This window comes from Mycobacterium sp. pV006, from assembly GCF_041287115.1.
GTDB lineage: Bacteria > Actinomycetota > Actinomycetes > Mycobacteriales > Mycobacteriaceae > Mycobacterium.
Map to the genome: position 1 here is coordinate 81,844 of NZ_JBGGKT010000012.1, position 26,856 is coordinate 108,699.

Below are 26,856 nucleotides of genomic sequence, written 5' to 3' on the forward strand. Positions count from 1 at the left end.
CCGAAGCCGGCGCCCCGGTTCGGGTCGGTAATTGTTCGGGGTTCTACGGGGATCGACCGGCGGCGATGCGGGAGATGCTGACCGGGGGCGAACTCGATTATCTGACCGGCGACTACCTCGCCGAGCTGACGATGCTGATCCTGGGCCGCGATCGGGCCAGGGATCCCGAGCGCGGCTTCGCGCGCACATTCCTGCGTCAGCTCGAGGAGTGTCTCGGACTGGCCGCCGACGCCGGCGTGCGCATCGTGACCAACGCCGGCGGTCTCAACCCGGCCGGTCTGGCCGCCGCGGTCCGGAGCCTGGCCGGGCAACTGGGCGTACCGGTCACCGTGGCGCACGTCGAGGGCGACGACCTGCTCCCCCGTGCGGCCGAGTTCGGGTTCGGGACCCCGCTGACCGCCAACGCCTATCTGGGGGCGTGGGGCATCGTCGAGTGCCTCGACGCCGGCGCCGACATCGTGGTGACCGGGCGGGTGACCGACGCCTCGCTGGCCGTCGGGGCCGCGGCCGCGCACTTCGGCTGGCAGCGCACCGACCACGACCGGACCGCCGGCGCCATCGCGGCGGGCCATGTCATCGAGTGCGGGGCCCAGGCCACCGGCGGCAACTACGCGTTCTTCACCGAGATCGCCGACATGCTGCGGCCGGGGTTCCCGATCGCGGAGATCCACGCCGACGGGTCGTCGGTGATCACCAAGCACCCCGGAACCGGTGGCGCGGTCACCGTCGACACCGTCACCGCGCAACTGCTGTACGAGATCGGCGGCGCCCGCTACGCCAACCCGGACGCCACGCTGCGGCTCGACTCGATCCGGTTGTCCGCCGACGGCCCCGACCGCGTCCGCCTGCACGGTGTGCGCGGCGAGCCCCCACCTCCGACGCTGAAGGTCGGCCTGAACAGCTTGGGTGGCTTCCGCAACGAGATGACGTTCGTGCTGACCGGGTTGGACATCGACGCCAAGGCCGCGCTGGTTCGCGAACAGCTCGAGGCCGGGTTGACCCGCCGTCCGCAGGAACTGCAGTGGACGCTGGCCCGCACCGACCGTCCCGACGCCGACACCGAACAGACCGCCAGCGCACTGTTGCGGTGCGTGGTCCGCGACCAGGATGCCGCCGTGGTGGGGCGTCAGTTCTCCTCGACGGCGGTCGAACTGGCGTTGGCCAGTTATCCGGGTTTCACCACGACCGCACCACCCGGCGACGGGCAGGTCTACGGGGTGTTCTCGGCGGCGCACGTTCCGAACGAACAGGTCCCGCACGTGGCGGTGCTGCCCGACGGCACGCGTCGCGATGTCACACCGGCCTCCCGCACCGCCGCCCTCGAGGCGGTCACCACGCCGCCGGTGGTTCCATTCCGGTCCGCGTCGCCCACGCGTCGCGTCCCGCTGGGGTTGGTCGCCGGTGCTCGCAGCGGCGACAAGGGCGGCAGCGCCAACGTCGGCGTCTGGGTGCGCACCGAGCCGCAGTGGCATTGGCTGGCAACCACTCTCACGATCGACCTGTTGCGCGAGCTGCTGCCCGAGACCCGGGATCTACCGGTGACCCGCCACCTGTTGCCGGAGCTACGGGCGGTCAACTTCGTCATCGACGAAATCCTCGGCGCGGGTGTGGCCTATCAGGCACGATTCGATCCGCAGGCCAAAGGCTTGGCCGAGTGGTTGCGCAGCCGCTACGTCGACGTGCCGGAGGAACTGTTGCCGTGAACATCTGGACGACACCGGAACGCGACGCGCTGCGCAAGACGGTCCGCGCGTTCGTCGAGCGCGAGGTGCTGCCCTACGCCGACGAGTGGGAGCGCACCGGACAGCTTCCCCGCGACCTGCACCGCAAGGCCGCCGACGTGGGTCTGCTCGGCGTCGGGTTCGCCGAATCGGTGGGTGGTGACGGCGGAGACGCAGCCGATGCACTGATCGTCTGTGAGGAGATCCACCAGAGCGGTTGTCCCGCCGGGGTATACGCCTCACTGTTCACGTGCGGCATCGCGGTGCCGCACATGATCGCCTCCGGTGATCGGCACCTGATCGACACCTACGTGCGTCCCACGCTGCGCGGCGAGAAGATCGGCGCCCTGGCGATCACCGAACCCGGCGGGGGTTCCGACGTCGGGCATCTGCGCACCCGGGCCCACCGCGACCCCGCCACGGGGGATTTCGTCGTCAACGGCGCCAAGACCTACATCACTTCCGGCGTACGGGCCGACTACGTCGTCACCGCGGTGCGCACCGGCGGGCCGGGCGCGGCGGGCATCTCGCTTCTGGTCGTCGACAAGGACAGCGCGGGATTCGAGGTCACCCGGGTGCTCGACAAGATGGGTTGGCGCAGCTCCGACACCGCCGAACTGTCCTACGACGACGTTCGCGTGCCGGCCACCAACCTTGTCGGCGCCGAGAACACCGGCTTCGCCCAGATCGCGGCGGCGTTCGTCAGTGAACGCGTCGGCCTTGCCGCACAGGCGTATTCGAGTGCGCAACGCTGCCTGGACCTGACCGCGGAATGGTGCCGGCAGCGCGAGACGTTCGGCCGGCCGCTGATCGCGCGCCAGTCGGTACAGCACAGTCTGGCCGAGATGGCCCGCCGGGTCGACGTCGCCCGGGTGTACACCCGCAGCGTGGTCGAACGTCAGCTCGCCAAGGAGAAGGACCTGATCACCGCGGTGTGCTTCGCCAAGAACACCGCCGTGGAAGCCGGTGAGTGGGTTGCCGATCGCGCCGTGCAACTGTTCGGCGGGATGGGCTACATGACCGGCACCGAGGTCGAACGCCAGTACCGCGACATGCGCATCCTCGGTATCGGTGGGGGCACCACGGAGATCCTGACGTCCCTTGCCGCCAAGACCCTGGGGTATCAATCATGACACTGACCTCGACGCTCGATGTGCGCTCGGCCGCCTACCGGGACGCCGCGGAGGCGATGACGGCCAAGCTCGCCGAACTCGACGGTGAGCACCGCAAGGCGCTCGCCGGCGGCGGCGCGAAGTACGTGGCCCGCCATCACGACCGCGGGAAGATGACCGCCCGCGAACGCATCGAGGCCCTGGTCGATCCGGACTCGCCGTTCCTGGAGCTCAGCCCGCTGGCCGCCTGGGGCACCGACTTCACCGTCGGCGCGAGCGTGGTGACCGGCATCGGCGTCGTCAACGACGTGGAGTGCGTCCTGGTGGCCAACGACCCCACCGTCAAGGGCGGCACGAGCAATCCGTGGACGTTGCGCAAGATCCTGCGCGCCAACCAGATCGCGCTGCAGAACCGGATTCCGTTGGTGTCCCTGGTGGAGTCCGGCGGCGCCGACCTGCCGACGCAGAAGGAGATCTTCATCCCGGGCGGACAGATGTTCCGGGACCTCACCCGGCTGTCGGCAGCCGGGATCCCGACGGTGGCCATCGTCTTCGGCAATTCCACTGCCGGCGGCGCGTACATCCCCGGCATGTCCGACCACGTGGTGATGATCCGGCAGCGCTCCAAGGTGTTCCTGGCCGGTCCTCCGCTGGTCAAGATGGCCACCGGGGAGGAGTCCGACGACGAGTCGCTGGGCGGCGCCGAGATGCACGCCCGCACCTCGGGTCTGGCCGACTACTTCGCCGTCGACGAACTCGACGCGCTGCGGATCGGGCGGCGTATCGTCGCGCGGTTGAACTGGCGCAAGCACGGCCCGGCACCGAAGCCGGCGCGACCGCCGGTGTTCGACGAGAACGAACTGATCGGCATCGTCCCCGCCGATCTGCGTATCCCGTTCGACCCGCGCGAAGTGATCGCCCGGATCGTCGACGGGTCGGAGTTCGACGAGTTCAAGCCGCTCTACGGCGGATCGCTGGTGACCGGCTGGGCGACGCTGCACGGTTATCCGCTCGGCATACTGGCCAACGCCCGCGGTGTGCTCTTCAGCGAGGAGTCGCAGAAGGCCACGCAGTTCATTCAGTTGGCCAACCGCTCGGACACCCCGCTGTTGTTCCTGCACAACACCACCGGCTACATGGTGGGCCGCGACTACGAGGCCGGCGGGATGGTCAAACACGGCTCGACGATGATCAATGCGGTGTCGAACTCCACGGTGCCGCACCTGAGCCTGCTGATCGGCGCGTCCTACGGCGCAGGGCATTACGGCATGTGCGGCCGGGCATTCGACCCGCGATTCCTGTTCGCCTGGCCCAGCGCGAAGTCGGCGGTGATGGGCGGTCCACAGCTGGCCGGTGTGTTGTCGATCGTCAGCCGCGCAGCAGCCGAGGCCCGCGGCCAGCAGATCGACGAGGACGCCGACGCCGCGCTGCGCGCCGCGGTCGAAGCGCAGATCGAGGCGGAGTCGCTACCGATGTTCCTGTCCGGGCGGCTCTACGACGACGGCGTGATCGACCCACGCGACACCCGCACCGTGCTGGGGATGTGCCTGTCGGCCATCGCCAACGGCCCGATCGAGGGGACGTCGAACTTCGGCGTCTTCCGGATGTGAGCGCGATGATCACCCGGGTGCTGGTAGCCAACCGCGGCGAGATCGCACGGCGGGTGTTCGCCACCTGCCGGCGCCTCGGTATCGGGACGGTCGCGGTGTACACCGATCCCGACGCCGAGGCCCCGCACGTCGCCGAGGCCGATGCCCGCGTCCGGCTGCAGGGCACCCGCGGGTACCTCGACGTCGACCAGCTGCTGGCCGCCGCGCGGGCCGCCGGGGCTGACGCGGTTCATCCGGGCTACGGATTCCTCTCGGAGAACGCCGATTTCGCCGCCGCGGTGACAGCGGCGGGGTTGACGTGGATCGGTCCGCCGCCCACGGCTGTGCAGGCGATGGGATCCAAGATCGAAGCCAAGAAGTTGATGGGCGCCGCCGGCGTCCCGGTCCTCGACGAACTGGATCCCGAGACCGTGACCGCCGCCGAGTTGCCGGTGCTGGTCAAGGCGTCGGCCGGGGGCGGTGGACGCGGTATGCGGGTGGTGCGCGACCTCGCCGACCTGTCGGGGCAGGTGGCCGCGGCGGGCCGGGAAGCGCAGTCGGCGTTCGGGGACCCGACGGTGTTCTGCGAGCGCTATCTGGAGACCGGGCACCACGTCGAGGTGCAGGTGCTCGCCGACGGGCACGGCACCGTGTGGGCGGTCGGTGAACGCGAATGCTCGATCCAGCGCCGCCATCAGAAGATCATCGAAGAGGCGCCGTCGCCTCTGGTGCAGCGACATCCGGGCATGCGCGAGCGGCTGTTCGACGCCGCCCGGCAGGCCGCTTCGGCCATCGGCTACACCGGTGCGGGCACGGTGGAGTTCCTGGCCGCCGACGACGGCTCCTTCTATTTCCTCGAGATGAACACGCGTCTGCAGGTCGAACACCCGGTCACTGAATTGACCACCGGCCTCGACCTGGTCGAGTGGCAGATCGCCGTCGCCGACGGCGCCCGGCTGGATCCCGAACCGCCTCCATCGCTGGGCCATTCGATCGAGGCCCGCCTCTACGCCGAGGACCCGGCCCGGCAGTGGCAGCCGCAGCCGGGCCTGCTGCACCGCCTCGCCGTGCCCGGTGTGACGGCGCAGTTCGGACTCGTCGACCGATCGGGGCTACGACTCGACGCCGGGGTGGGCGACGGTTCGCAGATCTCGATCTTCTACGACCCGATGATCGCGAAGGTGATCTCGGTGGCGCCCACGCGCGCACAGGCAGCGATGCTGCTGGCCGACGCGCTGACCCGATCCAAGATTCACGGTGTGCGCACCAACCGCGACCTCCTGGTCAACGTGTTGCGGCATCCGGCCTTCCTCGACGGTGCCACCGACACCGCATTCCTGGACCGCCACGATCTGTCCGTGTTATCCGCTCCCACAGCGGATTCCACCGCCGTCGCACTGTCCGCGGTCGCCGCGGCGATGGCCGATGCCGCGCACAACCGGGCCACCGCAACCGTTCTGGCCGGACTCCCCGGCGGATGGCGCAACCTGCCGTCGGGCTACCAGCACAAGCGTTATCGCGATGCGGCCGGCACCACCCACGAGGTGCGGTACCGGGCCGGCCGAGACGGTGTCTCGTTCGCCGACCGCGAAGACGTCACGGTGATGGCCGCGACACCGGACCGGGTCGTGCTCAGCGTCGACGGGGTGGACCGGACCTACGACGTCGCCCGATACGACGAGGACGTCTTCGTCGACTCGTCCTGCGGCGGTGTGCACTTCGTCGCGTTGCCGCGGTTCGACGATCCCGCCGACGCGCTCGCCCATGGTTCCCTGCTCGCACCGATGCCCGGCACGGTGCTGCGGGTCGGCGCCGCGGTCGGAGACCGCGTCCGGGCCGGACAACCGCTGGTCTGGCTGGAGGCGATGAAGATGGAACACACGATCGCCGCGCCGAGCGACGGAGTGCTGACCGAACTCAACGTCGAAGCGGGCCACCAGGTCGAACTCGGCGCGGTGCTGGCACTCGTCGAACAACCCGAAGGAGAGCAGGCATGAGCGGTTTCGTCGAAACCGAGGAACAGCAGGCGCTGCGCGCGGCGGTGGCCGCCATGGCCGCCGACTTCGGCCAGGACTACTACCTGGAGAAGGCGCGCGCCGGCCGGCACACCGACGAACTGTGGTCGGCGGCAGGCAAACTCGGATTCATCGGCGTCAACATCCCGGAGCAGTACGGTGGCGGCGGCGCCGGCATGTACGAGCTCAGCCTGGTGATGGAGGAGATGGCCGCAGCCGGGTCGGCCCTGCTGATGATGGTGGTCTCCCCCGCGATCAACGGCACCATCATCACCAAGTTCGGCACCGAGGAGCAGAAGCAGCGCTGGCTGCCCGGCATCGCCGACGGTTCGGTCACCATGGCCTTCGCGATCACCGAACCCGACGCCGGGTCCAACTCCCATCGGATCACCACCACCGCGCGCCGCGACGGCGGCGACTGGATCCTGTCCGGCCAGAAGGTCTACATCTCCGGAGTGGACCAGGCGCAGGCGGTGCTCGTGGTGGGCCGGACGGAAGACCACAAGACCGGCAACCTCAAACCGGCGTTGTTCATCGTGCCGACCGACACCCCCGGGCTGAGCTGGACGAAGATCGACATGGAGATCCTCAGCCCGGAGTTCCAGTTCCAACTGTTCCTCGACGAGGTGCGGCTGCCGGGAGACGCGCTGGTCGGTTCGGAGGACGCCGCCATCGCCCAGTTGTTCGCCGGCCTGAACCCCGAGCGCATCATGGGGGCGGCCAGCGCGGTCGGCATGGGCCGCTTCGCCATCGGCAAGGCCGTCGACTACGTCAAGACCCGCCAGGTGTGGAAGACCCCCATCGGCGCACACCAGGGTCTGTCACACCCGTTGGCGCAGAACCACATCGAGATCGAGCTGGCCAAGCTGATGATGCAGAAGGCCGCCGCGCTGTACGACGGCGGCGACGACGCCGGTGCCGCCGAGGCCGCGAACATGGCCAAGTACGCCGCCGGCGAGGCGTCGGTGCGCGCGGTCGACCAGGCCGTGCAGTGCCTCGGCGGCAACGGGCTGACCAAGGAGTACGGCATCGCCTCGGTGCTCACAGCCTCGCGCCTGGCCCGGATCGCGCCGGTGAGCCGGGAGATGATCCTGAACTTCGTCGCCCAGACGTCGCTGGGCCTGCCGCGGTCGTACTGATGACGACGTCTCTGGTCGACTACCGGGCCGCCGACGGCGCCGCCTGGTTGACGCTGGACTCCCCGGCCAACCGCAATGCCCTGTCCACGGTGCTGGTCGAGCAATTGCACGACGGCCTGAGCCAGGCCGGGGCCGACCCGGATGTGCGGGTCGTGGTGCTCGGGCACACCGGGTCGACGTTCTGCGCGGGCGCCGATCTCGGCGAGACCGCCGGTGCGGACGTCGGCGACACCGCCGTGATGCGGGCGCGCGAGATGACCCGCCTGCTACGCCGCATCCTGGAGTCACCGCTGCCCGTGATCGCCGCGGTCGACGGGCACGTGCGGGCGGGCGGCCTGGGTCTGGTCGGAGCGTGCGACCTCGCCGTCGCAGGCCCGGCGAGCACCTTCGCCCTGACCGAGGCGCGCATCGGGGTGGCCCCGTCCATCATTTCGCTGACGTTGCTCCCGAAGCTGACCGCGCGCGCCGCGGCCCGGTTCTTCCTGACCGGGGAGAAGTTCGGCGCGGCCGTCGCCGCCGAGATCGGCCTGGTCACCGTGGCCGCCGATGATGTGAGCGCCACCGTCGGCGATCTGGTCGCGAACATCCGGAAGGGATCGCCGCAGGGCCTGGCCGCGTCGAAGGCGCTGACCACCGCAGCCATCCTCGCCGAGTTCGACCGCAGTGCAGAGAAATTGACGCGCGAGTCGGCAGAGCTGTTCGGCTCCGACGAGGCCCGCGAGGGCATGCTTTCGTTCCTCGAGAAAAGGCCGCCGCGCTGGGCCGTCTGAGCGCTTACAGTTTGGTGAACCCTCTTGCACGAATTGCCGTAGGTCGTAGGCTCGTAGTCGATGTGTGCGCGTGTGTACCCGGCGAGGAGCTGTTGATGAGGAGAGGGTCATCATGAGCACGCCCGCCTCGAGGAACGGGTCGATGCGTGCTGCCGACACCGATCGGATCCAGGTGGCACAGTTGCTCACCGACGCAGCAGCGTCCGGAAAACTCGGCGTCACCGAGTACGAGCAACGCCTGACCAGGGCCTACGCCGCCGAAACCCACGACGAGCTGGACCGGCTGTCGGCCGACCTGCCCGGCGCGGTGACACGCGGTCGCAGCGGACCCTGCCGGCCCGCCCCGTCGAGTCTGCTGCTGGCGATCTTCAGCGGGTTCGAGCGCCGCGGCCGCTGGAACATCCCGAAGAAGCTCACCACGTTCGCGCTGTGGGGCGGCGGGGTCGTCGACCTGCGCTACGCCGACTTCACCGCACACGACGTCGAGATCCGCTCCTACTCGATCATGGGCGGGCAGACCATCCTGGTGCCGCCGGAAGTCAACCTCGACGTGCACGGCAAAGCCGTCATGGGCACCTTCGATCACGACGTCGACGAAGACGGATCGCCCGGCGCACCGTGTGTGCGGATCTCGGGCTTCTCCCTGTGGGGCAGCGTCAAGGTCAAACGCAAGAAGCGCAAGGGCTCCTGAGCGACGCCGGCGCCGTCAGCGACGGCGCCGCTTGGCGCCGAGGTAGTCGCCGACGACCGCCGCACCCAGCCCATCGAGATCGGGCACGACCACCCGGCCCCCGACCCGCCGCGCCACCTGGTCGATGAACCGCGCCAGGCCCGGGTCGCTGCCCAGCCGGAAGATGGTGACCTGCGCCCCCATCCGGGCGATCTCGTCGAACCCCCGCACGGTGTGGGCGATGGTCCGCGGATGCGGCGGGTAGTCGAAGAAGACCGCAGGACTGCCGTTGCGGTCGAAGTCCTCCAGATGCGCCGTCGGCTCGCCGTCGGTGACGATCAGCACCACCGGCTGCGCATTCGGGTGACGACGCAGGTGGCGGGCCGCCAACGCCAGCGCATGGTGCAGGTTGGTGCCCTGCTCGTAGACCCCCTCCAGGCCCGTCAGCTCGGCGGGGGTCACGGTGCGCGCGTAGCGCCCGAACGCGACGATCTGCAGATCGTCGGATCGGAAGCGGGTGCTGACCAGGTGGCTCAGCGCCAGGGCCGTCCGCTTCATCGGCAACCACCGGTTCTCCATCACCATCGAGAACGACGTGTCCACCAGCAGCGCCACCGCCGCCTGGGTGCGCGTCTCGGTCTCGGCGATCTCGACGTCGTCGACGGTGATCTTCAGCGGCGGCGTCGCCTGACCGGTGCCGGCTTCGCGCAGCACCGCGTTCGTCAAGGTGCGGGTGACGCTCCACGGTTCGGTGTCGCCGAACTGCCAGGGCCGCGTCGCTCCGGTCAACTCGCCGGCCGCACCGGCGCGACGGGTGTCGCGTTCCCCGTGGCGGCCCGAAAGCTGTTGCGCCACATCCCGTAACACGGCCTGGCCGAGTTGGCGCATCGCTTTGGGTGACAACCGCCACTGCCCGTCGGCGCCGCGGTCCAGGAAGCCCTCGTTCATCAACGCCCGCTCCAGCTCGGACAGCGTGCGCGCGTCGATGGCCGCCTCCTCGCCGAGCTGGCGGGCCAGCATGTCCAGGTCGACGTCGTCCATGCTGGCGCCGGCGTAGCTCTGCGACAGCTGTTCGGCGAGCTCTTCGAGTTCGGCGATGTCCGACAGCGCCTGCGCACCCTCGCCCATGCCCAGCGGATCGTCACCGGAGAACCGTTGCGAGCCGTCCCAGTCCTCCCCCGGCCGCGCCGCCTGCAGATGCGAGTCGAGCCGGTTGAGCGCGTTCATCAGCGACGGCGAGCCGAATGCCTGCTGCGCCAGCGCATCCAGCTCGGCACGCTGTTGCTCGGTCAGGCTGTTGCGGAAGCGCTGCGCCGCGGCGGCGCGCTTGGCCAGCGAATCGAGCAGCTCGTCGATGTCGCGCGGATTCTCCGGGAAGAACTCGCCGTGTTTGGCCATGAAGTTCTCGAAGTCCTGCTGGGTGTCCTGGCCCTGGGCGTGCTTGTCCAGCAGGTCGTTGAGGTCGTCGAGCATGTCGTTGACGCGCTGCCGGTCCTCGTCGGTGGCGTTCTCCAACGCCTCCTTCATCCCGGCGAAGCGCTGGTCGAGCATCTCGCGGCCCATCAGGTCCTTGATCTGCTCGTACTTCTGGCGGGCTTCGGGCGAGCGCCACTGGTATTCGGAGAGCTCCTGGACGGCTTTGGCCGGCGACGGGGACAACGAATCGAGCTGCAGTTCACCGAACCGGGCGTCGTCGTCGAGCGCGCGGGCCAGTTCCTTGCGCTCGGCGAGGACGGCCTCGTCGAGCAACTTCTTGATGTCGGCGAGGGTGCCGTCGAGGTTGTTGCGCTGCAACAACTCCCGACGGCGGCGGTTCGCCTCGGCGGCCAGCTTGTCGGCGCCGCGCATGTTCTTCGATCCGCGGCGCAGCAGTTCGGAAAGCGCACGGCGCGGCGAAGTGCCCTCCATGACGTCCTGGCCGATGGCCTCCAGCGCCTCGCGCAGGTCCACCGGCGGGGCCAACGGATCGGGTCCCCCGGTATAGCGCGAGTACCGCGCTTGTTTAGCCATAGACCGTCTCGCCCTCCCCCGTCACCTTGTCGATGCGCTTGGCCAGGTACAACGCCTCCAGGGCCAACTCGACAGCCGCGGCGCGTTGCCCCTCCGAGGTCGCCTCGAGGCGGCGCTGGATCTCGGCGACGGCCGGCACCTCGGGCAGCGCGGCGAGCACCTCGCGTGCCGACACCCGCTCGCCGGTGGTCACCGGCGACCCGTTCTCGACCGCGGTGACGATCGGGCCGACGTCGATACCCCCGAGCAGACGCTGCGCGGTCTCGGCGGTCGCACGCCGCAGCAGATGCTCGAGCACCGCCTGTTCGCGGCCTTCCTCGCCGGATTCGAACTCCAGCTTGCCGCGCAGCACGTCGATCACGGTGGCCAGGTCAACGACGCGGGCCACCGGCTCGTCCTCACCGAGGATCGCCGCGCGGTGCCGCGCGGATGCGGCGACGGTCTCGGCGGCTGCGATCGCGAAGCGCGCCGACACCCCCGACCGCTGGTCGATCGAGGTGGATTCGCGCAGGCTGCGCGCGAACCGGGCGAGCACCTGCAGCAGGTAGACCGGGACCTCGGCGGCCAGGTGCGCTTCCTGCTGGATGACACCGACCTCGGCGTCGAGTTCGAGCGGATAGTGGGTGCGGATCTCGGCGCCGAAGCGGTCCTTCAACGGGGTGATGATCCGTCCGCGGTTGGTGTAGTCCTCCGGGTTGGCGCTGGCCACCACCAGCACGTCTAGGGGCAGGCGCAGCGTGTAGCCGCGGACCTGGATGTCGCGTTCCTCCATCACGTTGAGCATCGCGACCTGGATGCGCTCGGCGAGGTCGGGCAGCTCGTTGACCGCGACGATGCCGCGGTGCGCCCGCGGGATGAGCCCGTAGGCGATGGTCTCGGGATCGCCGAGGCTGCGGCCCTCCGCGACCTTGATCGGGTCGATGTCGCCGACCAGGTCCGCGACGCTGGTGTCGGGGGTGGCCAGCTTCTCGGTGTAGCGGTCGCTGCGGTGGCGCCACGTGATCGGCAGGTCGTCGCCGGAGTCCGCGGCCCGGCGGATGGATTCGGGGGTGATGGGACTGTACGGGTGCTCGGCCAGTTCGGCGCCGGCGATCACCGGGGTCCACTCGTCGAGCAGTCCGCTGAGGGCGCGCAGCAGCCGGGTCTTGCCCTGTCCGCGCTCTCCGAGCAGCACGATGTCGTGTCCGGCGATCAGCGCGCGTTCGAGTTGGGGGATGACGGTCTCCTCGAAGCCGAGGATTCCGGGCCACAGCTGCTCGGCGCCGGCACCCGAGCGCAGACCGGCGAGCAGGTTCTCCCGGATCTCGGCCTTGACGCTGCGTTCCTGATGTCCCGAAGCCCTCAGTTCGCCGACGGTCCGAGGCAGGTCGTTAGGTGAAGTCACGACTCCACGCTACGACGCCGCACCGGGAAGGGGTCGAGGAAGCATCAACTGTCACTGCGCGGCAACAACTGGAAGCCGCCGATCATCGCGTCCATGTCGCTGCGGAACTGCGGGTTCTGCGGGTCGGCCGACTCGACGGTCAGCGACGCGGTGTACGTCCGGTCGGCGGTCTGCAGCACGACGAGCAGCAGGGTCGCCGGATGCGGTGCCAGGCCCGCGATCTCTCCGGTGGTGTAGCGGACCGTCTCGGCCGGCAACCCGCACACGGTGTGTTTCTCGGCGGTCACGTCGGTGGCGCCGATCGCCGACAGGGCACCTCGCTTGAGCAGGAAGATGCTGTCGGCGTCGGTGCGTCCGCGCTCCTCGTCGAGCGTCACCAGCGCGCTGGCGGCGACGCCGTCGACCATCAGCGCGTTGTTGTAGAGCGCGAACCGGAAGATGCCGTCGGACTCCATCCAGGTGTTGCGCTCCCAGCCGGCTGGCTGGGGCATCTGCAGGATCGGCTCGTGGGCGTCGGTCGGCACGACCACCGGTGGCACGTCGGTGGCCGCGCACGCGGCGCCGACGGTCACCGTCTGCGGGGCCGTCTGGCCGGCCGGCGCACCCGGTGCCGGTACGGCCGCCGGGGGCTGCCCGCCGGCAGCGGCCACGTCGGTATCGCCCGGCGAGCCCGAAAGCGTCACCGCCGCAACGACCGCGACCACGGCGACGACGACCGCGGCCGCCACTGCCCCGACGATGACCGTTCGTCGGGGCCGGCGCGGCGGGCCGGCCTGCGCCGCCGGTATCGCCGACGGGACGGGGTCCGTCTGCGCCAGCAGCTCGTCGACTTCGGTGCGGGTCCGGTAGGTGACGTCGGGTCGGTCGCGCAGTTGGGTCAGCAGCGCGCAGATGTCTCGACGGGCGCCCGCGTCGTCGCCGTCGTCGCGCAGCGCCGCGTGCAGTTCCGCGAGGATCACCGTCTGTTCCTGAGGGGTCAGCGCCCCGCCACTGATCTGGCCGCCCAGTCGCATCAGGTAGCCGAACGGCATGGGCGGCTCGGCGGGCAGCGGATCGGGCAGCGGCGGCGCGGAGGCCTGCGTGGCACGCACCGCTTCGTCGAGCTCCATCCAGGCCTCGATGCTGCGGTCGCGGAAGTCGATCACCTGCATCCCGGCCAGCGGGTTGGTCCTCATGCTGTCGAGCGGTCCGACCAGCACCGGCAGGATCGGTTTGCCCAGCGCCAGCGCATAACGCATCTCGGCCTGGCACGCCTTCGACGCCAGCATGTTCTGCGACAGCGCGGCCAGGAACACGTCGCAGGTCCGGATCCGGCTCAGGATGGCGCGCCACCACGCATCGCCGCCGCTGAGCTCGTCGTCCATCCACAGATCGTGGCGACCGCGGCGCAACGCACCGGCCAGTTGGCCGACGATCTCTGCGTCGCGGCTCGAGTAACTGATGAATACGGCCACGTTGGGGGCTCCGTTCGCCAGGACAGACCGATGCGGTCAATCCTGCACCCCGGAGCGCGTTTCAGTGCGCGAAGTGGCGCGCCCCGGTCAGGTACAGCGTGATCCCGGCGGCCTCGGCCGCGGCGGTGACTTCGTCGTCGCGCACCGACCCACCGGGGTGCACGACGGCCCGGACACCGGCCCGGGTCAGGGTCTCCAGACCGTCCGGGAACGGGAAGAACGCATCGGAGGCCGCGACGGCGTCGCGGGTGCGGTCGCCGGCCCGCTCCACGGCCAGTCGTGCGGCGTCGACCCGGTTGACCTGCCCCATGCCGACGCCGACGGTTGCCCCGTCCTTGACGACGACGATCGCGTTGGACTTGACCGCGCGGCACGAGCGCCACGCGAACGCGAGGTCGGCCAGCGTCTGCGGATCGGCAGGGCTGCCCGTGGCCAACGTCCAGTTGTTCGGGTCGTCGCCGGCTGCGTCCAGGGCGTCGCGCTGCTGCACCAGCAGGCCGCCGCTGACCTGACGGAACTCGGTACCGGCGCGCGGCGGTTCGGAGGCCACCAGCACCCGGATGTTCTTCTTTCGGGTGAGGATCTCCACGGCGCCGGGTTCGTAGGCCGGCGCCACGATCACCTCGGTGAAGATGTCGGCGACGGTCTCGGCCATCTCGACGGACACGGCGGTGTTGGTCGCGATCACCCCGCCGAACGCCGACAGCGGGTCGCACTCGTGGGCCTTGCGGTGCGCATCGGCCACCGACACCGAGGACACCGCGATGCCGCACGGATTCGCGTGCTTGATGATCGCCACGCAGATGTCGTCCTGGTCGAACGCCGCACGCCACGCGGCGTCGGCGTCGGTGTAGTTGTTGTAGGACATCTCCTTGCCGTGCAGCTGTTCTGCATGCGCCAGCCCCGGCCAGCCGCTGTCGTCGCGGTAGAGCGCCGCACCCTGGTGCGGGTTCTCGCCGTACCGGAGGACCGCCGCGCGGCGGAACGTCGCTCCGTACCACGGCGGCAGCTGCGGGTCGGCGGACTCCTCGGGAGCCAGCACCGTCCCCATCCAGGACGCGACCGCCACGTCGTACTCGGCGGTGTGCCGGAAAGCCAACGCCGCCAGCTTCTTTCGCTCAGCGAGCGTGAAGCCGCCGGCCCGGACCGCGGCCAACACACCGTCGTAGCCCAGTGGGTCGACCACCACGGCGACGCTGGGGTGGTTCTTGGCCGCTGCGCGCACCATCGACGGTCCGCCGATGTCGATCTGCTCGACGCATTCGTCGGCGTCGGCGCCGGAGTTGACGGTCTGCGTGAACGGATACAGGTTCACCACAACCAGTTCGAACGCCTCGACACCGAGTTCGCTCAACGCCGAGACGTGTTCGGGTTTGCGCTGATCGGCCAGCAGCCCGGCGTGTACGCGCGGGTGCAGCGTCTTGACCCGTCCGTCGAGCACCTCGGGGAATCCGGTGACCTCCTCCACGGGGGTCACCGGAACACCGGCTGCAGCAATGGTTTTCGCGGTGGACCCGGTGGAGACGATGGCGACGCCGGCGTCGTGCAGCCCTTGCGCGAGCGCCTCCAGGCCGGTCTTGTCGTAGACGCTGATCAACGCCCGACGAATCTGCCGGCGCCCTTCTGTCGCGGTCATCCTATGGTCGCCTTTCTTCCTGTCCAGGTCACGCCGCGGGTGGCCAGCGTGGCCAGGACATCCACGAGGAGCTCTCGCTCGATCACCTTGATCCGTTCGTGCAGGGTGGCCTCGTCGTCACCGTCGAGCACCGGGACGGCCCGCTGGGCGATGATGGGGCCGGTGTCGGTGCCGCCGTCGACCAGGTGCACGGTGCAGCCGGTGACGCGGACGCCGTAGGCCAGTGCATCGGCCACGGCGTGCGCACCGGGAAACGAGGGCAGCAGCGCCGGGTGGGTGTTGACGACGCGACCCGGGAACCGGGAAAGAAAGGCCGCGCCAAGTATTTTCATGAACCCGGCCGACACCACCAGGTCGGGCTGGTGCGCGGCGGTGGCCTCGGTGATCGCGGTGTCCCAGGCGGCGCGGTCGGGGTAGTCCCCGACGCGCACGGTGAAGGTGGGGATCGACGCCGCTGCGGCGATGTCGAGGGCGGGGCACACCCGGTCGGATCCGACGGCGACGACCCGCGCGGGGTAGTCCCCGACCGCGGACTCGAGCAGAGACTTCAGAAGCGACCCGGTCCCCGACGCCAGGACGACCAACCGGGCCGGCGCGCTCGGGGGGACTCTCACGTCGGGTTGCACGCGAGAAGCCTAATGTGTGCTCACTCGCCGCCGCGTGTGCGGTTGCCCGCAGGATCGTCGTCGCCCCCGTCGACGACGAAGTGCTCCTCCGGGTCGAACGCGACCGGTTCGGCCGGGCCGGGTTCCGGCGCGTCGGGCACCGGCTCCGTCCCGCGGGGGTCGGGTTCGGGGTCGACGGGCGCGGCGGCCGGGTCGACGTCGATGATCTCGGTATCCGCCTCCTCGTCGGAGACATCAGAGACGTCGTCGACGGTCTCCTCGGGACCGGCCGGACGTGGTCGACGCACCCTCGGCTGCAGTCCGCCCGACATCGCCACCGTCAGTCCGCCGATCCCGGCGAACCACAGGAACACCGCCGGACCGAAGGTGGCCTGGTCGACGCCGACGTCGCCGAAGTTGCCCAGCTCGCCGCCGGCGGCGAAACCGAGCAGCGCCATGGTGGCGGCGGCGATGCCGGCGGCGGCCACGAGTTTCATCGTGGCCTGCAGCGGCGGCAGCGGGTGGCGTGCGCATTGCTGGCCCAGCGCCACGCCGGCGACGGCCGCCACGATGAGCAGGGCGACCCACACCGGCCCCAGCGGCGGCGTCGGCGCGGCGGCCAGCACGGGTAGCGCCGGCACCTCCCCACCGAAGACGGTGAACGAACTGAACGTCGCCAACCCGACGTGCGCGCTGGAGCCCACGGCGATCGCCGAGGCGCCGACGATCACGTTCGGGATGTAGAGCACGCTGAGCACCATCAGGCTGAACTGGCCGAACGCCGAGTCGGTGATCGAGAACAGCTCGTGCATGGTCGACCAGTGCACGATCAACGAGCCTGCGACGATCACACCCGACAGTCCCAGCAGTGTCATCACTCCGGCGGCCGCGGCGCGTAGCGCGTCGGGCAGCCAGGCCGGCAGCGGTCCGACCGCCAGCAGACGGCGACCGTGCCGAGCGCCCACCCCGACCGCGGCGCCGAGCGCGTGCACCACGAGCACCCCGCCGAACGCGCGCAACGCGTCGGGGGTCTGCAGGTCGGTCAGCACCGACGCGGCGTCGTGGATCACCGCCAGGCACAGGGCCGCGATCAGCAACGGACCGCCCAGCGCCGAGGCCACCACCCAGCGGGTCACGAACCACGATGAGCTGATCGTCGCCGATGCAGTGGTGCGGGCGGTGCCGTAGATCATCGCCAGTACCGGCAGCAGAGGCATCACGCCCAGGGCGCTGCCGGCGATCGACACCGGCACCTGGTGCACGCCCAGCCACATGCTCGCGATCGCACCGAGCGCACCGGTCATGTCGCTGTTGGCGATCAACAGCTGCAACAGCACCACCGCGGCGATGACGACCAACGCCACCACCGACGGTCCGAACGCCACCCGCAGCAGGTCACGCGCCTGACGCGTCCCGACTGGTGGACTGTTCACAGGTGGAGCCGCTCCTCGCACACGCTCGCCGGCGCGACGTTCGCGCACGCGCGGCTCAGACTACGACGAGGACTGACCCGACTGCGAGGATGACGACGGCGGGTGTTGCGCGCCGGGGCCGTTGCCCGTCGACGGTTGCTGCGTGCCCGGGCTGCTACCCGACGGCGGCTGGCCGTAGGTCGGGAAGCCGGTGGGCGGGGTCGGCGGACCGGACTGGGCCTGCGACGAGGACTGCTGGCCCGACGGTGCCGGCGAGAAGCCGCCGGTCGACGGGCCCGTGCTCGGGTAGCCGCTGCTGCCGGTGTACGGCGTCGGGTAGCCGGGACGCTGCTGCTGCAGCTGGCCCGGCTGCTGGCCGTAGTAGGAGCCGGGGTACTGGCCGTACTGCTGGCCCTGGTCGTACTTGGGGCGCGGGACGGGAGCCTTGACGATGCCGGTCTCGAACAGCAGTGCCACGACCGCGACGGCCGCCTGCAGCAGCGTGAACGCGATCACGAGGTAGAGGCCCCAATCCACCGTGGCCTCGTTGGGCTTGTTGACGATCTCGGCGATCACCAAAAGGAAGCTGATGACCGCGGCGACCGCGGCGATGTTGACCAGGCTGCGCTGCTTGGGGAGCAGGCTGATCCCGGCGAGCAGCGCCGCGATCAGCGAGGCGATCATGGCCAGGCCGAGCCCGGTCGAGCTGCCGCTGACCTCACCGAGGAACGGGAAGTCCGACGCCGACATGGTGAACTGCGGCGCGAAGTTCGACAGGTAGACCAACAGACCGAGCACCGCGACGGTGGCGGTCAGGTAGGTGGGCAGCTTGCTGACGCCGGGGACGCCGAAGTCCTGGTCAGGGATCTTCCCGAACTGCTGCGTCGGTGCGGTGAACTGGGTGGTGGGCTGCTGGGACTGCGGGTAGCCGGGGCTTCCGGGCGGGCCTTGTGGGAACGACATGACCTCTCCTGTGGTGTGCGGGCGCCGCATCGGTTTCAACGACGTAGTCGACTGCGATCCGCGAGGAACCGCCTCTAGTTCGATGAACCACGCTAGCGCACCTCCACCGGGTGCGGTCACGCGTCGGGGCGTCGCCCCGGGGTCCTCCCGGACGCCGGGGCCTTGCGGCCGCGGATTGAAACACGTTCTAATTCAGCTATGGACTACGGGTTGGTGCTGTTCACCTCGGATCGCGGGATCACTCCGGCGTCGGCTGCGAAGCTGGCCGACGACCACGGCTTCACGACGTTCTACGTCCCCGAGCACACCCACATCCCGATCAAGCGGCAGGCCGCCCATCCCACCACCGGGGACGAGACCCTGCCCGACGACCGCTACATGCGCACGCTGGACCCCTGGGTGTCGCTGGGCACCGCGGCAGCGGTGACGTCGCGGGTCCGGTTGTCGACGGCGGTGGCGCTGCCCGTCGAGCACGATCCCATCTCGCTGGCCAAGACGATCGCCACCCTGGATCACCTGTCCGGCGGCCGGGTGTCGGTGGGTGTCGGATTCGGCTGGAACACCGACGAATTGGCCGATCACAAGGTTCCGCCGGGTCGGCGCAGGACCATGCTGCGCGAGTACCTCGAGGCGATGCGCGCCCTGTGGACACAAGAGGAGGCCGAGTACGACGGCGAGTTCGTCTCGTTCGGACCGTCGTGGGCGTGGCCGAAGCCGGTGCAGTCGCACATTCCGGTGCTCGTCGGAGCTGCGGGCAACGAGAAGAACTTCAAGTGGATCGCGCGTTCCGCCGACGGCTGGATCACCACACCGCGCGACTTCCTGATCGACGAGCCGGTCAAACTGCTGCAGGACACCTGGGCGGCGGCGGGTCGGGACGGGGCGCCCCAGATCGTGGCGCTGGACTTCAAGCCCGACGCCGACAAGCTCGCGCACTGGCGCGAGCTCGGCGTCACCGAGGTGCTCTTCGGCCTGCCCGACAAATCGGAGTCCGAGGTCGCCGCTTACGTCGAACGGCTGGCCGGCAAGCTGTCCGCCCTGGTGTGACGCGCGGCGCGAATTCGGCGCATCGAGGGCCGGTGATCCCCGCATAGGCTGGTAGCCACACCAGCCGGGGAGCCTGATGTCCATCTCGATGATCCGCGCGCAGAACCCGCAGGGCGTGGTCGACGCGGGATCGGCCCTGTCCGACAAGGCGGCCACCGTGGACGTCCTGATCGGCGAGCAGGTGCGTGCTCTGAACACGTTGCGCGAGAACTGGTCCGGTCGGGCCGCCAACGCGGCCTCGGCGTCGGCGTACCGCGCGTTGCAGCGTCAACACCTGCGGCACGAGAAATTGGTGGCCCTGGCCGCGGCGATGCAGTCCGGCGGCGCCTCGATGACCAACCTGCGCTCGGTGTTGCTGATCTGGGTGGACATCGCCGCGTCGATGTTCGAGGTCTCCGATGCCGGCGTCGTATCGGTGCGGCCCCCGAACGACACCGCGCCGTGGGTGGCCATCGCCGCGACCTACACCAAGATCATCCAGCAGCTCATCGAGAGCTTCCTGACCGCGGACCAGACCACGGCCGCAGGCGTGCGCGCCGTCGAGGCGGGTCGGCTGCCCGGCAACAACCCGCCGCCCGGCGGCATCGATCCCGACAGTCTCAACAGCGAGCAACTGCAGTGGTTGCAGAGCGTGGCCGGCTCCGGGGACGCGACCACCGGCGAGGGGGGTGTGGGCGTCCCGAACACCGACCTCTCGATCATGGGCATGACCCCGGACGGACGTCTTTTCACGATCCAGGGCGACACCGGCGTGGGCATGGGTGAGGGCGGTGGCCCCGGTCCCCGCGCAGAGACCGGCGGGCACAACAACATCATCTTCTGGAAGATGGACGAGCACGGCAAATGGGTGGTCGACGAGGTCGTCCACGATCCCTTCCCGAACACCCCGGGTCGGTTGCCCGGACAACCGGCAGACATCTCGACGATCCCGACCTCGACGTTCAACGACGGCGACACCATGTACACGTCGGTGATGAACGTGAAGAACTGGGACGACGGCACGTGGCAGACGAGAAGTTCCCAGCTGTACAAGTCGACCGACGGGGGGCGGACCTGGGAGCCCGTCAAGCCGATGGTCTGGACGAACGACACTTCCGCTCACGACCAACCGTTCCAGGTCCAGAGCTTCGCGCCGAGCGACGACGGCTATGTGTACATGTACGGAACCCAGGACGGGCGGGCCAACGACGGCCTGCACGTCGCTCGCGTACCGGTCGGCGACATCGAGAATCCCGCACGCTACGAGTATTGGAACGGCACGGCCTTCGACCCGGGGCAGTCGCCGCACACGAGTCCGCCGATCATGGCGCCGCCACAGGGCCACACCGGAGTGGGCGAACCGAACGTGCACTTCTACGACAACAAGGCACTGTTGACGTTCAACGACGACAAGGGAAACGTGTTCACCAGCTCCTCGGCCGACGGGGTCAACTGGACGCCACCGCAGCTGGTCACCTCGCAGCCGGGTGCGTACGGCGTCTTCCAGTCGCCGCTGTCGGGCGGGAATTCGGTGGACGCGTCGATATCCCTGTGGAACCCGTACGGTACGGAACTGGTCCAGATCGAGAACAGCGACACACGTGGATTGGGGGCCTACTGATGCGGACCGGACCGACGACGGTCATGGGTATCGTGGCAGCAGCAGGGGCGGTCGCGGTGACGAGCCTGGCGGGTTGTTCATCGCCTCCCGAGGCCCCCAGTGACACTCTCACGCAACAGTCTTCGTCGGCTACGTCCACACCCACCGCCCCGCCGGATGTCGGGTTCCCCGACCTCTCCGCATTCACCGAACGCATCGAAACGTTCAATCAGGTCAACGTGCCGCGCGTGCAGGGTTTTTCCTTCTCCACCGCCGGCGGGTTGCTCTGCGGTAGCAACGCCTATCCCGACGTCGAGTTCGAGTATGTCGGCTGCCGCGGCCCGCTGCCCGGACAGGGTCCCGGTGATTGGGCGGTGCGCGCGCACCACAGCGAGTCCGCGACGGTCGAACCACTACGCGACGATCCCGACCTCGCCGCGGATCGACAGAACCCGCCGCCGGTACTGCCGCCGGGAGACAAGGTGACCGCGGAGAAAGGGGACGCGGTCTGCGCCGTCACCGACGACGGGACCGTCGCCTGCCAGGTCGGCGCGCACGGCTTCGTGATCACGTCGACGTCGGTGCGACTGTTCTGAGGTCGGCCTATCGCAGCGTCGCGCGGTTGACCTGACCCGCGGGCTTGACGGTGACCTTTGCACCCAGCGGGTCACCGTCGCTCATCAGCGCCACCAACTCGGTGTCGTCGGTGGTCGCCATGAACCGCGACCCGTCGGCGTCGAGCCGACCGATGATGATGCCGGTGCGGACGGGCCAGTCGTAACGCACCGAATAGGTTTCGATGACGCCCGGCCCGTCGGGGTACCGCGTCACCGGCACCTTGGGCAGCGCGGCGATGTCGGCCTGCAATTCCTTGCTGCGGTCGGCGCTCCAGTCGGCCGGCGCGGTCGAGTACACCCCGGCCGAATACTTGCTCATCACACCGCCGTTGGCGCCGACCAGACCGAACGCACCGGGGTTTGCGCGCATCGCGGCGACCGTCTCGGCGATCGCGTGCAGCGAGTAACTGTTGCCCGGCCCGCCGAAGTACGGCAGACCGCCGGTGAGCGTCAGACCACGGGGATCGTCTGCGCCCAAACCGAATTCGTCGCACACGGCGAACACCGGGAACGGGAAACAGCTGTACAGGTCGAACGTGGACACGTCGGCGATCCCGATGCCGGCCACGCGGAGAGCTTCTGCGACAGCCTGTTTCGCCGACACGCTGGTGCCGAGCTGCTCGCGGTCGAGCAGGTCCTGTTCGGTCTGGTCGGCGTGGCCGCGCAGATAGACCCACTTCTCCTCGGGCACCCCGAGGCGACGCGCGGCGGCCACCGACATGACGATCGCCGCGGCACCCTGGTTGACCGTGTCACGCGCGACGAGCAGCCGAGGGTAGGGATCGCAGATCATCCGATTCTCGTCGGTGACGGTGACGATCTCCTGCACCGACCGCTCGACCGGCGACGACGAGTAGGGGTTCTTCGCCGCGACCGCCGAGAACGGTGCGAACAGCTCGGCCATCGCGCGGCGGTACTCGTCCACTCCGAGACCCAGGGCGGCGCGGCGCGCGTTGTCGAGCAGACCGTATTGCACGGGCGCGCCGGTCAGCCCGTGGGCGACGGTGTAGTCGCTCATGTACTGCTCGAACCCGTAACCGCGGTCCTCGAGCTGACCGCCGACACGCTCGGTGAAGTCAGGCTTGTCGTCTCTCTTGGAGAAGTACTTCGTCGTCGACCCGGGCTCGGAACCGACGACGAGCACCACCTCGGCGTCGCCGGACGCGATCACCCCGGCGAACTCCGTCACCAACTTCTGCGGACCGTTGCCGCCGATCGGCTCGAGGACGGCGCGAGCCGGGTCCGCACCGATCCGGGCCGCCACCGACCGCAGATAGTTGTCGGAGGCACCCAGCGGCGGGTCCTCGAACGGCGTGCAGATCTCGAACTGCCGCAGCCCGGCGAACACGTCGAAGGCGCGTGCCACCGCGTCGACGTCGGCACCGGTGTCGGCCAGCGCCGCGCGGGTGGCCTCGGTGGCGAGGTCCACAGCCGACATGCCGCGGTAGCCGTCATCGCCGAGCCGCTCGGTGAACTGACCGACTCCGACGACGACCGGTGTGCGCGGATCGACCATGACGAACCTCCTGCAGGTTTATTTCGGCAGGCTAATTGAAAGGACGGGCGGGCCGATGCGCGGGGTCGACCGCTTGACGGACATGTCACTTAGTGACAGTGTTGGTGTCACTAAGTGACAGGGGGTGGTCGTGATCGACGAGAAGAACGCTCTGACCAGACTGACCGTCTCCCGTCTCGCCGCGGACTTGTTCTGGGAGCGCGGCGTCGCGAAGACCACCGGCGACGACATCGCTGCGGCTGCAGGGCTTTCGAAGCGCACCATCTGGCGTCACTTCCGGACCAAGGAGAGTTGCGTCGAACCCCTGCTCGCCAAGACGGTGGACCGCTTCATCAAGATGTTGCAGCGCTGGCCACCGGAGCTGTCCCTGGCCGAGCATCTGGCCGCCGACAGCGCTGAGTATCCGTTGACGCCCCAGGAGGTCGCCGACGAGATCAGCGCCATGCGTATCGCCGCGATGTCGGCCTCGGAACCGGCGTTGCGCACCGCCTACCTGATGGTGCACGACCAGATGGAGCGCGGTTTCATCCCGGTCATCGCCCGGCGACTGCGCCTCCACGACTCCGATCTGACCGTCCGCCTCTGCGCGGCGGCCGTCACCGCCGCATTCCGGGTCGTCGACGAAGACGTCAGCCGGGCGGTGATCGTCGAAGAGAAGGCCGTCACCGCGCAGGAGGCGCTGGCGCTCATCGACCGGGCCATCAGAGAAGCCACCAACGGCCGCCTCGGCGGTCCCATCACCACGTGAAAGGCTCCACAATGGCTCTACCTCAACGTATCTCGGTCGAAGACTTCTTTCGCCCGCCCGTTCGGGCGGCCGCGAAGATCTCACCGGACGGCACCAGGATTGCCTACCTGGCACCGTGGAAGAACCGACTCAATGTGTGGGTGGAGGACCTCGACGGTTCCCAGACCCGATGCGTCACCGCCGAAGAGGGCCGCAGCGTCTACATCTACGAGTGGACCGAAGACTCGAAGTGGCTGCTGTACATGCAAGACAGCGGCGGCGACGAGAACTGGCACGTCTACCGCGTCGACCCCGAAAGTACGGTCGCCTCAGCCGTGGATCTGACGCCATTCCCGGGTGCCAGAACCAGTTTCGAACTGCTCAGAAGCCGTCCCGGCAAGGCTCTGATCCAGAGTAACCACCGCGACCCGCTACTGCAGGACGCCTACGAACTCGACATCGCCACCGGCGAGCTGACCTTGCTGGTGCAGAACCCCGGCACCGTCATCAACTGGCAGGCCAGCGCGGCAGGTGACCTGTTCACCTCGACGATGACCGCCGACGGCGATATCGAACTCGCCCGATGGGACGCCGGTGCAGGATCGTTACGCACCATCGTGACCTACGACGGCATCGACTACCCGCTGGGGATCTATCCGATCGTGATCAGTCCCGACGGCACCGGCCTGTGGCTCGGCTCCAACAAGGGCAGTGACCGGACCCGACTGGTCCGCGTCGACGTCGCCACCGGCGAGGAGACCGAGGTCGACAGCCACCCCGAGTTCGACCTCGCCACACAGGTGATGCTCCCGCCGCCGATGATCGTCAGCGACCGGACCGGCGAGTTGATCGGTGCCCGCTACTACCGCGATCGGCAGGTGATCCGGCCGCTCGACCCGGATTTCGCAGCGGTACTGGAGAACCTGGGCCGGCTCTCCGACGGCGACATCGGCTCGCTGTCCTCCGACAGCAGCGGCCGCCGGTGGGTGGTCAGCTTCACCCACGACCGCGATCCCGGCGTCACCTACTTCTACGATCATGCGACCGGCGAGAGCCGGGTGTTGTTCCGGCCGCATCCCCACCTCGATCCCGACGTGCTGGCACCGATGACACCGGTGATCATCCCGGCGCGCGACGGCCTGGAGTTGCCGTCGTACCTGACGCTGCCCCTCGGTGTCGAGCCGGTCGGCCTGCCCATGGTGCTGCTGGTACACGGCGGCCCGTGGGCACGCGACTGCTGGTATTACCAGCCCGAGGTGCAGCTGCTCGCCAACCGCGGATACGCGGTGCTGCAGGTCAACTTTCGCGGCTCGACCGGGTTCGGCAAGGCCCACACCAAGGCCGCCATCGGGGAGTTCGCGGGCAAGATGCACGACGATCTCGTCGACGCGGTGAACTGGGCGGTGCAGCACGGTTACGCCGACCCGAAGCGGGTCGCCATCTTCGGCGGATCCTACGGGGGTTATGCGGCACTCGTCGGCGTCACGTTCACTCCGGACGTCTTCGCCGCGGCCATCGACTACGTCGGCATCTCGAACCTGGCGAACTTCATGCGCACCCTGCCGAATGTGGCGCGGCCGTTCCTCGCCAACAACTGGCACCGTTACGTCGGCGACCCCTCGGACCCGGAACAGGAAGCCGACATGCTGGCCCGTTCACCGATCACCCGGGTCGACAAGATCATCACCCCGCTGCTTGTCATACAGGGCGCCAACGATTCTCGAGTGGTGCAGGCCGAGTCGGACAACATGGTCGAGGCGCTGCGGGCCCGCGGCGTCGAGGTCGAGTACATGGTCAAGCAGGACGAGGGGCACGGATTCCTGAACCCGGACAACCAGATCGACATGTATCAGGCGGTCGAGCGCTTCCTGGCCGAGCACCTCTAGTTCCTACCGATCTGGGGGCACCTCAGTCCCGCGAGCAGACGCAAAAACCCCCGAAATCCGAAGATCTCGGGGGTTTTCGCGGACTGCTCGCGGAAGAAAAGTTACAGCGACTCGAAGATCTCGCGAGCCAGCCGCGCGGTCTCCGACGGAGTCTTACCGACCTTGACGCCGGCCGCCTCGAGGGCTTCCTGCTTGGCCGCCGCGGTGCCCGACGAACCCGACACGATGGCGCCGGCGTGGCCCATGGTCTTGCCCTCCGGCGCGGTGAAGCCCGCGACGTAGCCGACGACGGGCTTGCTCACGTTGGCCTTGATGTAGTCGGCCGCACGCTCCTCGGCGTCGCCGCCGATCTCACCGATCATCACGATGACCTTGGTCTCGGGATCCTTCTCGAACGCCTCGATGGCGTCGATGTGGGTGGTGCCGATGACCGGGTCGCCGCCGATGCCGATCGCGGTCGAGAAGCCGAGGTCGCGCAGCTCGTACATCATCTGGTAGGTCAGCGTGCCCGACTTCGACACCAGACCGATCGGGCCCTTGCCGGTGATGTTGTTCGGCGTGATGCCGACCAGCGACTCACCGGGGGTGATGATGCCCGGGCAGTTGGGGCCGATGATGCGGGTCTTCTCGCCCTTGGCGACGTTATAGGCCCACGCATACGCGGTGTCTTGCACCGGGATGCCCTCGGTGATCACGACCAGCAGCGGGATCTCGGCGTCGATGGCCTCGATGATCGCGTCCTTGGCGAACTTCGGCGGCACGAACGCGATCGAGACGTCGGCGCCGGTCTCCTTCATCGCCTCGGCGACCGAACCGAACACCGGGATCTCGACGTCGTTGCCGTCCTTGTCCTGGTGTTCGACCTTGGTGCCGGCCTTGCGCGCGTTCACGCCGCCCACGATCTGGGTGCCGGCCTTGAGCATCAGCTTGGTGTGCTTGGTGCCCTCGCCACCGGTGATGCCCTGGACGATGACCTTGCTGTCCTTGTTCAGAAATATCGACAT

Annotated in this window: 21 protein-coding genes; 12 read left to right on the forward strand and 9 right to left on the reverse strand. The window is 69.0% G+C overall.

Annotated elements, in window-relative coordinates; all coding sequences use genetic code 11:
- Positions 1-65: 65 nt before the first annotated feature.
- From ACAG25_RS18510 to ACAG25_RS18540, 7 genes are all read left to right on the forward strand, one after another.
- Positions 66-1,703 carry an acyclic terpene utilization AtuA family protein gene (locus ACAG25_RS18510; protein ID WP_370489996.1) on the forward strand — a complete coding sequence of 546 codons (1,638 nt, stop codon included), beginning with the start codon at positions 66-68 and terminating at the stop codon, positions 1,701-1,703.
- Entirely contained in the window at positions 1,700-2,854 is a 1,155-nt protein-coding gene (locus tag ACAG25_RS18515) for an acyl-CoA dehydrogenase family protein (RefSeq protein WP_370489933.1), read from the forward strand. Before ACAG25_RS18510 ends, ACAG25_RS18515 begins: the two co-directional genes overlap by 4 nt.
- Positions 2,851-4,443 (forward strand): acyl-CoA carboxylase subunit beta, encoded by a 1,593-nt coding sequence (locus ACAG25_RS18520; protein WP_370489934.1) that lies wholly within the window; start codon positions 2,851-2,853, stop codon positions 4,441-4,443. The genes ACAG25_RS18515 and ACAG25_RS18520 overlap by 4 nt, the downstream gene beginning before the upstream one ends.
- Before the next feature lie 5 nt (positions 4,444-4,448).
- Positions 4,449-6,419: a biotin carboxylase N-terminal domain-containing protein gene (locus ACAG25_RS18525; protein WP_370489935.1), complete on the forward strand. Its 1,971-nt coding sequence runs from the start codon at positions 4,449-4,451 to the stop codon at positions 6,417-6,419.
- Positions 6,416-7,576 carry an acyl-CoA dehydrogenase family protein gene (locus tag ACAG25_RS18530; protein WP_370489936.1) on the forward strand — a complete coding sequence of 387 codons (1,161 nt, stop codon included), beginning with the start codon at positions 6,416-6,418 and terminating at the stop codon, positions 7,574-7,576. Before ACAG25_RS18525 ends, ACAG25_RS18530 begins: the two co-directional genes overlap by 4 nt.
- Entirely contained in the window at positions 7,576-8,346 is a 771-nt protein-coding gene (locus ACAG25_RS18535; RefSeq protein WP_370489937.1) for an enoyl-CoA hydratase family protein, read from the forward strand. The genes ACAG25_RS18530 and ACAG25_RS18535 overlap by 1 nt, the downstream gene beginning before the upstream one ends.
- A 112-nt stretch (positions 8,347-8,458) precedes the next feature.
- A complete protein-coding gene (locus ACAG25_RS18540) occupies positions 8,459-9,037 on the forward strand; it encodes a DUF1707 domain-containing protein (RefSeq protein WP_370489938.1) in 579 nt (192 codons plus the stop codon).
- 15 nt (positions 9,038-9,052) lie between these two features.
- Here ACAG25_RS18540 and ACAG25_RS18545 read toward each other — a convergent pair whose 3' ends face one another.
- The 7 genes from ACAG25_RS18545 to ACAG25_RS18575 form a co-directional block, all read right to left on the reverse strand.
- Complete coding sequence (locus ACAG25_RS18545) at positions 9,053-11,026, reverse strand: VWA domain-containing protein (RefSeq protein ID WP_370489939.1); 1,974 nt, start codon at positions 11,024-11,026, stop codon at positions 9,053-9,055.
- Positions 11,019-12,410: a sigma 54-interacting transcriptional regulator gene (locus ACAG25_RS18550; protein ID WP_370489940.1), complete on the reverse strand. Its 1,392-nt coding sequence runs from the start codon at positions 12,408-12,410 to the stop codon at positions 11,019-11,021. Before ACAG25_RS18550 ends, ACAG25_RS18545 begins: the two co-directional genes overlap by 8 nt.
- Before the next feature lie 44 nt (positions 12,411-12,454).
- A complete protein-coding gene (locus ACAG25_RS18555) occupies positions 12,455-13,864 on the reverse strand; it encodes a toll/interleukin-1 receptor domain-containing protein (protein ID WP_370489941.1) in 1,410 nt (469 codons plus the stop codon).
- A gap of 61 nt (positions 13,865-13,925) precedes the next feature.
- Positions 13,926-15,500: a bifunctional phosphoribosylaminoimidazolecarboxamide formyltransferase/IMP cyclohydrolase gene (purH, locus tag ACAG25_RS18560; protein ID WP_370489942.1), complete on the reverse strand. Its 1,575-nt coding sequence runs from the start codon at positions 15,498-15,500 to the stop codon at positions 13,926-13,928.
- Positions 15,497-16,126 carry a phosphoribosylglycinamide formyltransferase gene (gene purN / locus ACAG25_RS18565; protein WP_370489943.1) on the reverse strand — a complete coding sequence of 210 codons (630 nt, stop codon included), beginning with the start codon at positions 16,124-16,126 and terminating at the stop codon, positions 15,497-15,499. The genes purH and purN overlap by 4 nt, the downstream gene beginning before the upstream one ends.
- Positions 16,127-16,146: 20 nt before the next feature.
- On the reverse strand, positions 16,147-17,538 hold the full coding sequence (locus tag ACAG25_RS18570) for a DUF6350 family protein (protein WP_370489944.1): 1,392 nt from the start codon (positions 17,536-17,538) through the stop codon (positions 16,147-16,149).
- Between the two features lie 60 nt (positions 17,539-17,598).
- Positions 17,599-18,480 carry a DUF5336 domain-containing protein gene (locus tag ACAG25_RS18575; protein WP_370489945.1) on the reverse strand — a complete coding sequence of 294 codons (882 nt, stop codon included), beginning with the start codon at positions 18,478-18,480 and terminating at the stop codon, positions 17,599-17,601.
- Positions 18,481-18,678: 198 nt separating this feature from the next.
- Here ACAG25_RS18575 and ACAG25_RS18580 point away from each other — a divergent pair, with 198 nt between their 5' ends.
- The 3 genes from ACAG25_RS18580 (at position 18,679) to ACAG25_RS18590 (ending at position 21,702) form a co-directional block, all read left to right on the forward strand.
- Positions 18,679-19,527: an LLM class F420-dependent oxidoreductase gene (locus tag ACAG25_RS18580; protein WP_370489946.1), complete on the forward strand. Its 849-nt coding sequence runs from the start codon at positions 18,679-18,681 to the stop codon at positions 19,525-19,527.
- A 76-nt stretch (positions 19,528-19,603) separates the two neighbouring features.
- Positions 19,604-21,127: a DUF4185 domain-containing protein gene (locus ACAG25_RS18585; RefSeq protein ID WP_370489947.1), complete on the forward strand. Its 1,524-nt coding sequence runs from the start codon at positions 19,604-19,606 to the stop codon at positions 21,125-21,127.
- A 23-nt stretch (positions 21,128-21,150) separates the two neighbouring features.
- Positions 21,151-21,702 carry a hypothetical protein gene (locus ACAG25_RS18590; protein WP_370489948.1) on the forward strand — a complete coding sequence of 184 codons (552 nt, stop codon included), beginning with the start codon at positions 21,151-21,153 and terminating at the stop codon, positions 21,700-21,702.
- A gap of 7 nt (positions 21,703-21,709) precedes the next feature.
- Here the strand turns inward: ACAG25_RS18590 and ACAG25_RS18595 are convergent, their stop codons facing one another.
- Positions 21,710-23,239 (reverse strand): acetyl-CoA acetyltransferase, encoded by a 1,530-nt coding sequence (locus ACAG25_RS18595; RefSeq protein ID WP_370489949.1) that lies wholly within the window; start codon positions 23,237-23,239, stop codon positions 21,710-21,712.
- Positions 23,240-23,369: 130 nt separating this feature from the next.
- Between ACAG25_RS18595 and ACAG25_RS18600 the strand changes: the two genes are divergently transcribed.
- Together ACAG25_RS18600 and ACAG25_RS18605 are read left to right on the forward strand one after the other, a co-directional pair.
- On the forward strand, positions 23,370-23,987 hold the full coding sequence (locus ACAG25_RS18600; RefSeq protein WP_370489950.1) for a TetR/AcrR family transcriptional regulator: 618 nt from the start codon (positions 23,370-23,372) through the stop codon (positions 23,985-23,987).
- An 11-nt stretch (positions 23,988-23,998) separates the two neighbouring features.
- Positions 23,999-25,852 carry an alpha/beta fold hydrolase gene (locus ACAG25_RS18605; RefSeq protein ID WP_370489951.1) on the forward strand — a complete coding sequence of 618 codons (1,854 nt, stop codon included), beginning with the start codon at positions 23,999-24,001 and terminating at the stop codon, positions 25,850-25,852.
- Positions 25,853-25,953: 101 nt separating this feature from the next.
- Here ACAG25_RS18605 and sucD read toward each other — a convergent pair whose 3' ends face one another.
- Complete coding sequence (gene sucD, locus ACAG25_RS18610) at positions 25,954-26,856, reverse strand: succinate--CoA ligase subunit alpha (protein ID WP_370489952.1); 903 nt, start codon at positions 26,854-26,856, stop codon at positions 25,954-25,956.

Bases quoted from the DNA above. Each gene is read 5' to 3' on its own strand.
- ACAG25_RS18510 (WP_370489996.1), top strand. From the start codon at position 66: ATGCGGGAGATGCTGACCGGGGGCGAACTCGATTATCTGACCGGCGAC.
- ACAG25_RS18520 (WP_370489934.1), top strand. From the start codon at position 2,851: ATGACACTGACCTCGACGCTCGATGTGCGCTCGGCCGCCTACCGGGAC.
- ACAG25_RS18525 (WP_370489935.1), top strand. From the start codon at position 4,449: ATGATCACCCGGGTGCTGGTAGCCAACCGCGGCGAGATCGCACGGCGG.
- ACAG25_RS18530 (WP_370489936.1), top strand. From the start codon at position 6,416: ATGAGCGGTTTCGTCGAAACCGAGGAACAGCAGGCGCTGCGCGCGGCG.
- ACAG25_RS18535 (WP_370489937.1), top strand. From the start codon at position 7,576: ATGACGACGTCTCTGGTCGACTACCGGGCCGCCGACGGCGCCGCCTGG.
- ACAG25_RS18540 (WP_370489938.1), top strand. From the start codon at position 8,459: ATGAGCACGCCCGCCTCGAGGAACGGGTCGATGCGTGCTGCCGACACC.
- ACAG25_RS18545 (WP_370489939.1), bottom strand. From the start codon at position 11,026: ATGGCTAAACAAGCGCGGTACTCGCGCTATACCGGGGGACCCGATCCG.
- purH (WP_370489942.1), bottom strand. From the start codon at position 15,500: ATGACCGCGACAGAAGGGCGCCGGCAGATTCGTCGGGCGTTGATCAGC.
- ACAG25_RS18575 (WP_370489945.1), bottom strand. From the start codon at position 18,480: ATGTCGTTCCCACAAGGCCCGCCCGGAAGCCCCGGCTACCCGCAGTCC.
- ACAG25_RS18580 (WP_370489946.1), top strand. From the start codon at position 18,679: ATGGACTACGGGTTGGTGCTGTTCACCTCGGATCGCGGGATCACTCCG.
- ACAG25_RS18585 (WP_370489947.1), top strand. From the start codon at position 19,604: ATGTCCATCTCGATGATCCGCGCGCAGAACCCGCAGGGCGTGGTCGAC.
- ACAG25_RS18590 (WP_370489948.1), top strand. From the start codon at position 21,151: ATGGGTATCGTGGCAGCAGCAGGGGCGGTCGCGGTGACGAGCCTGGCG.
- ACAG25_RS18595 (WP_370489949.1), bottom strand. From the start codon at position 23,239: ATGGTCGATCCGCGCACACCGGTCGTCGTCGGAGTCGGTCAGTTCACC.
- ACAG25_RS18605 (WP_370489951.1), top strand. From the start codon at position 23,999: ATGGCTCTACCTCAACGTATCTCGGTCGAAGACTTCTTTCGCCCGCCC.
- sucD (WP_370489952.1), bottom strand. From the start codon at position 26,856: ATGTCGATATTTCTGAACAAGGACAGCAAGGTCATCGTCCAGGGCATC.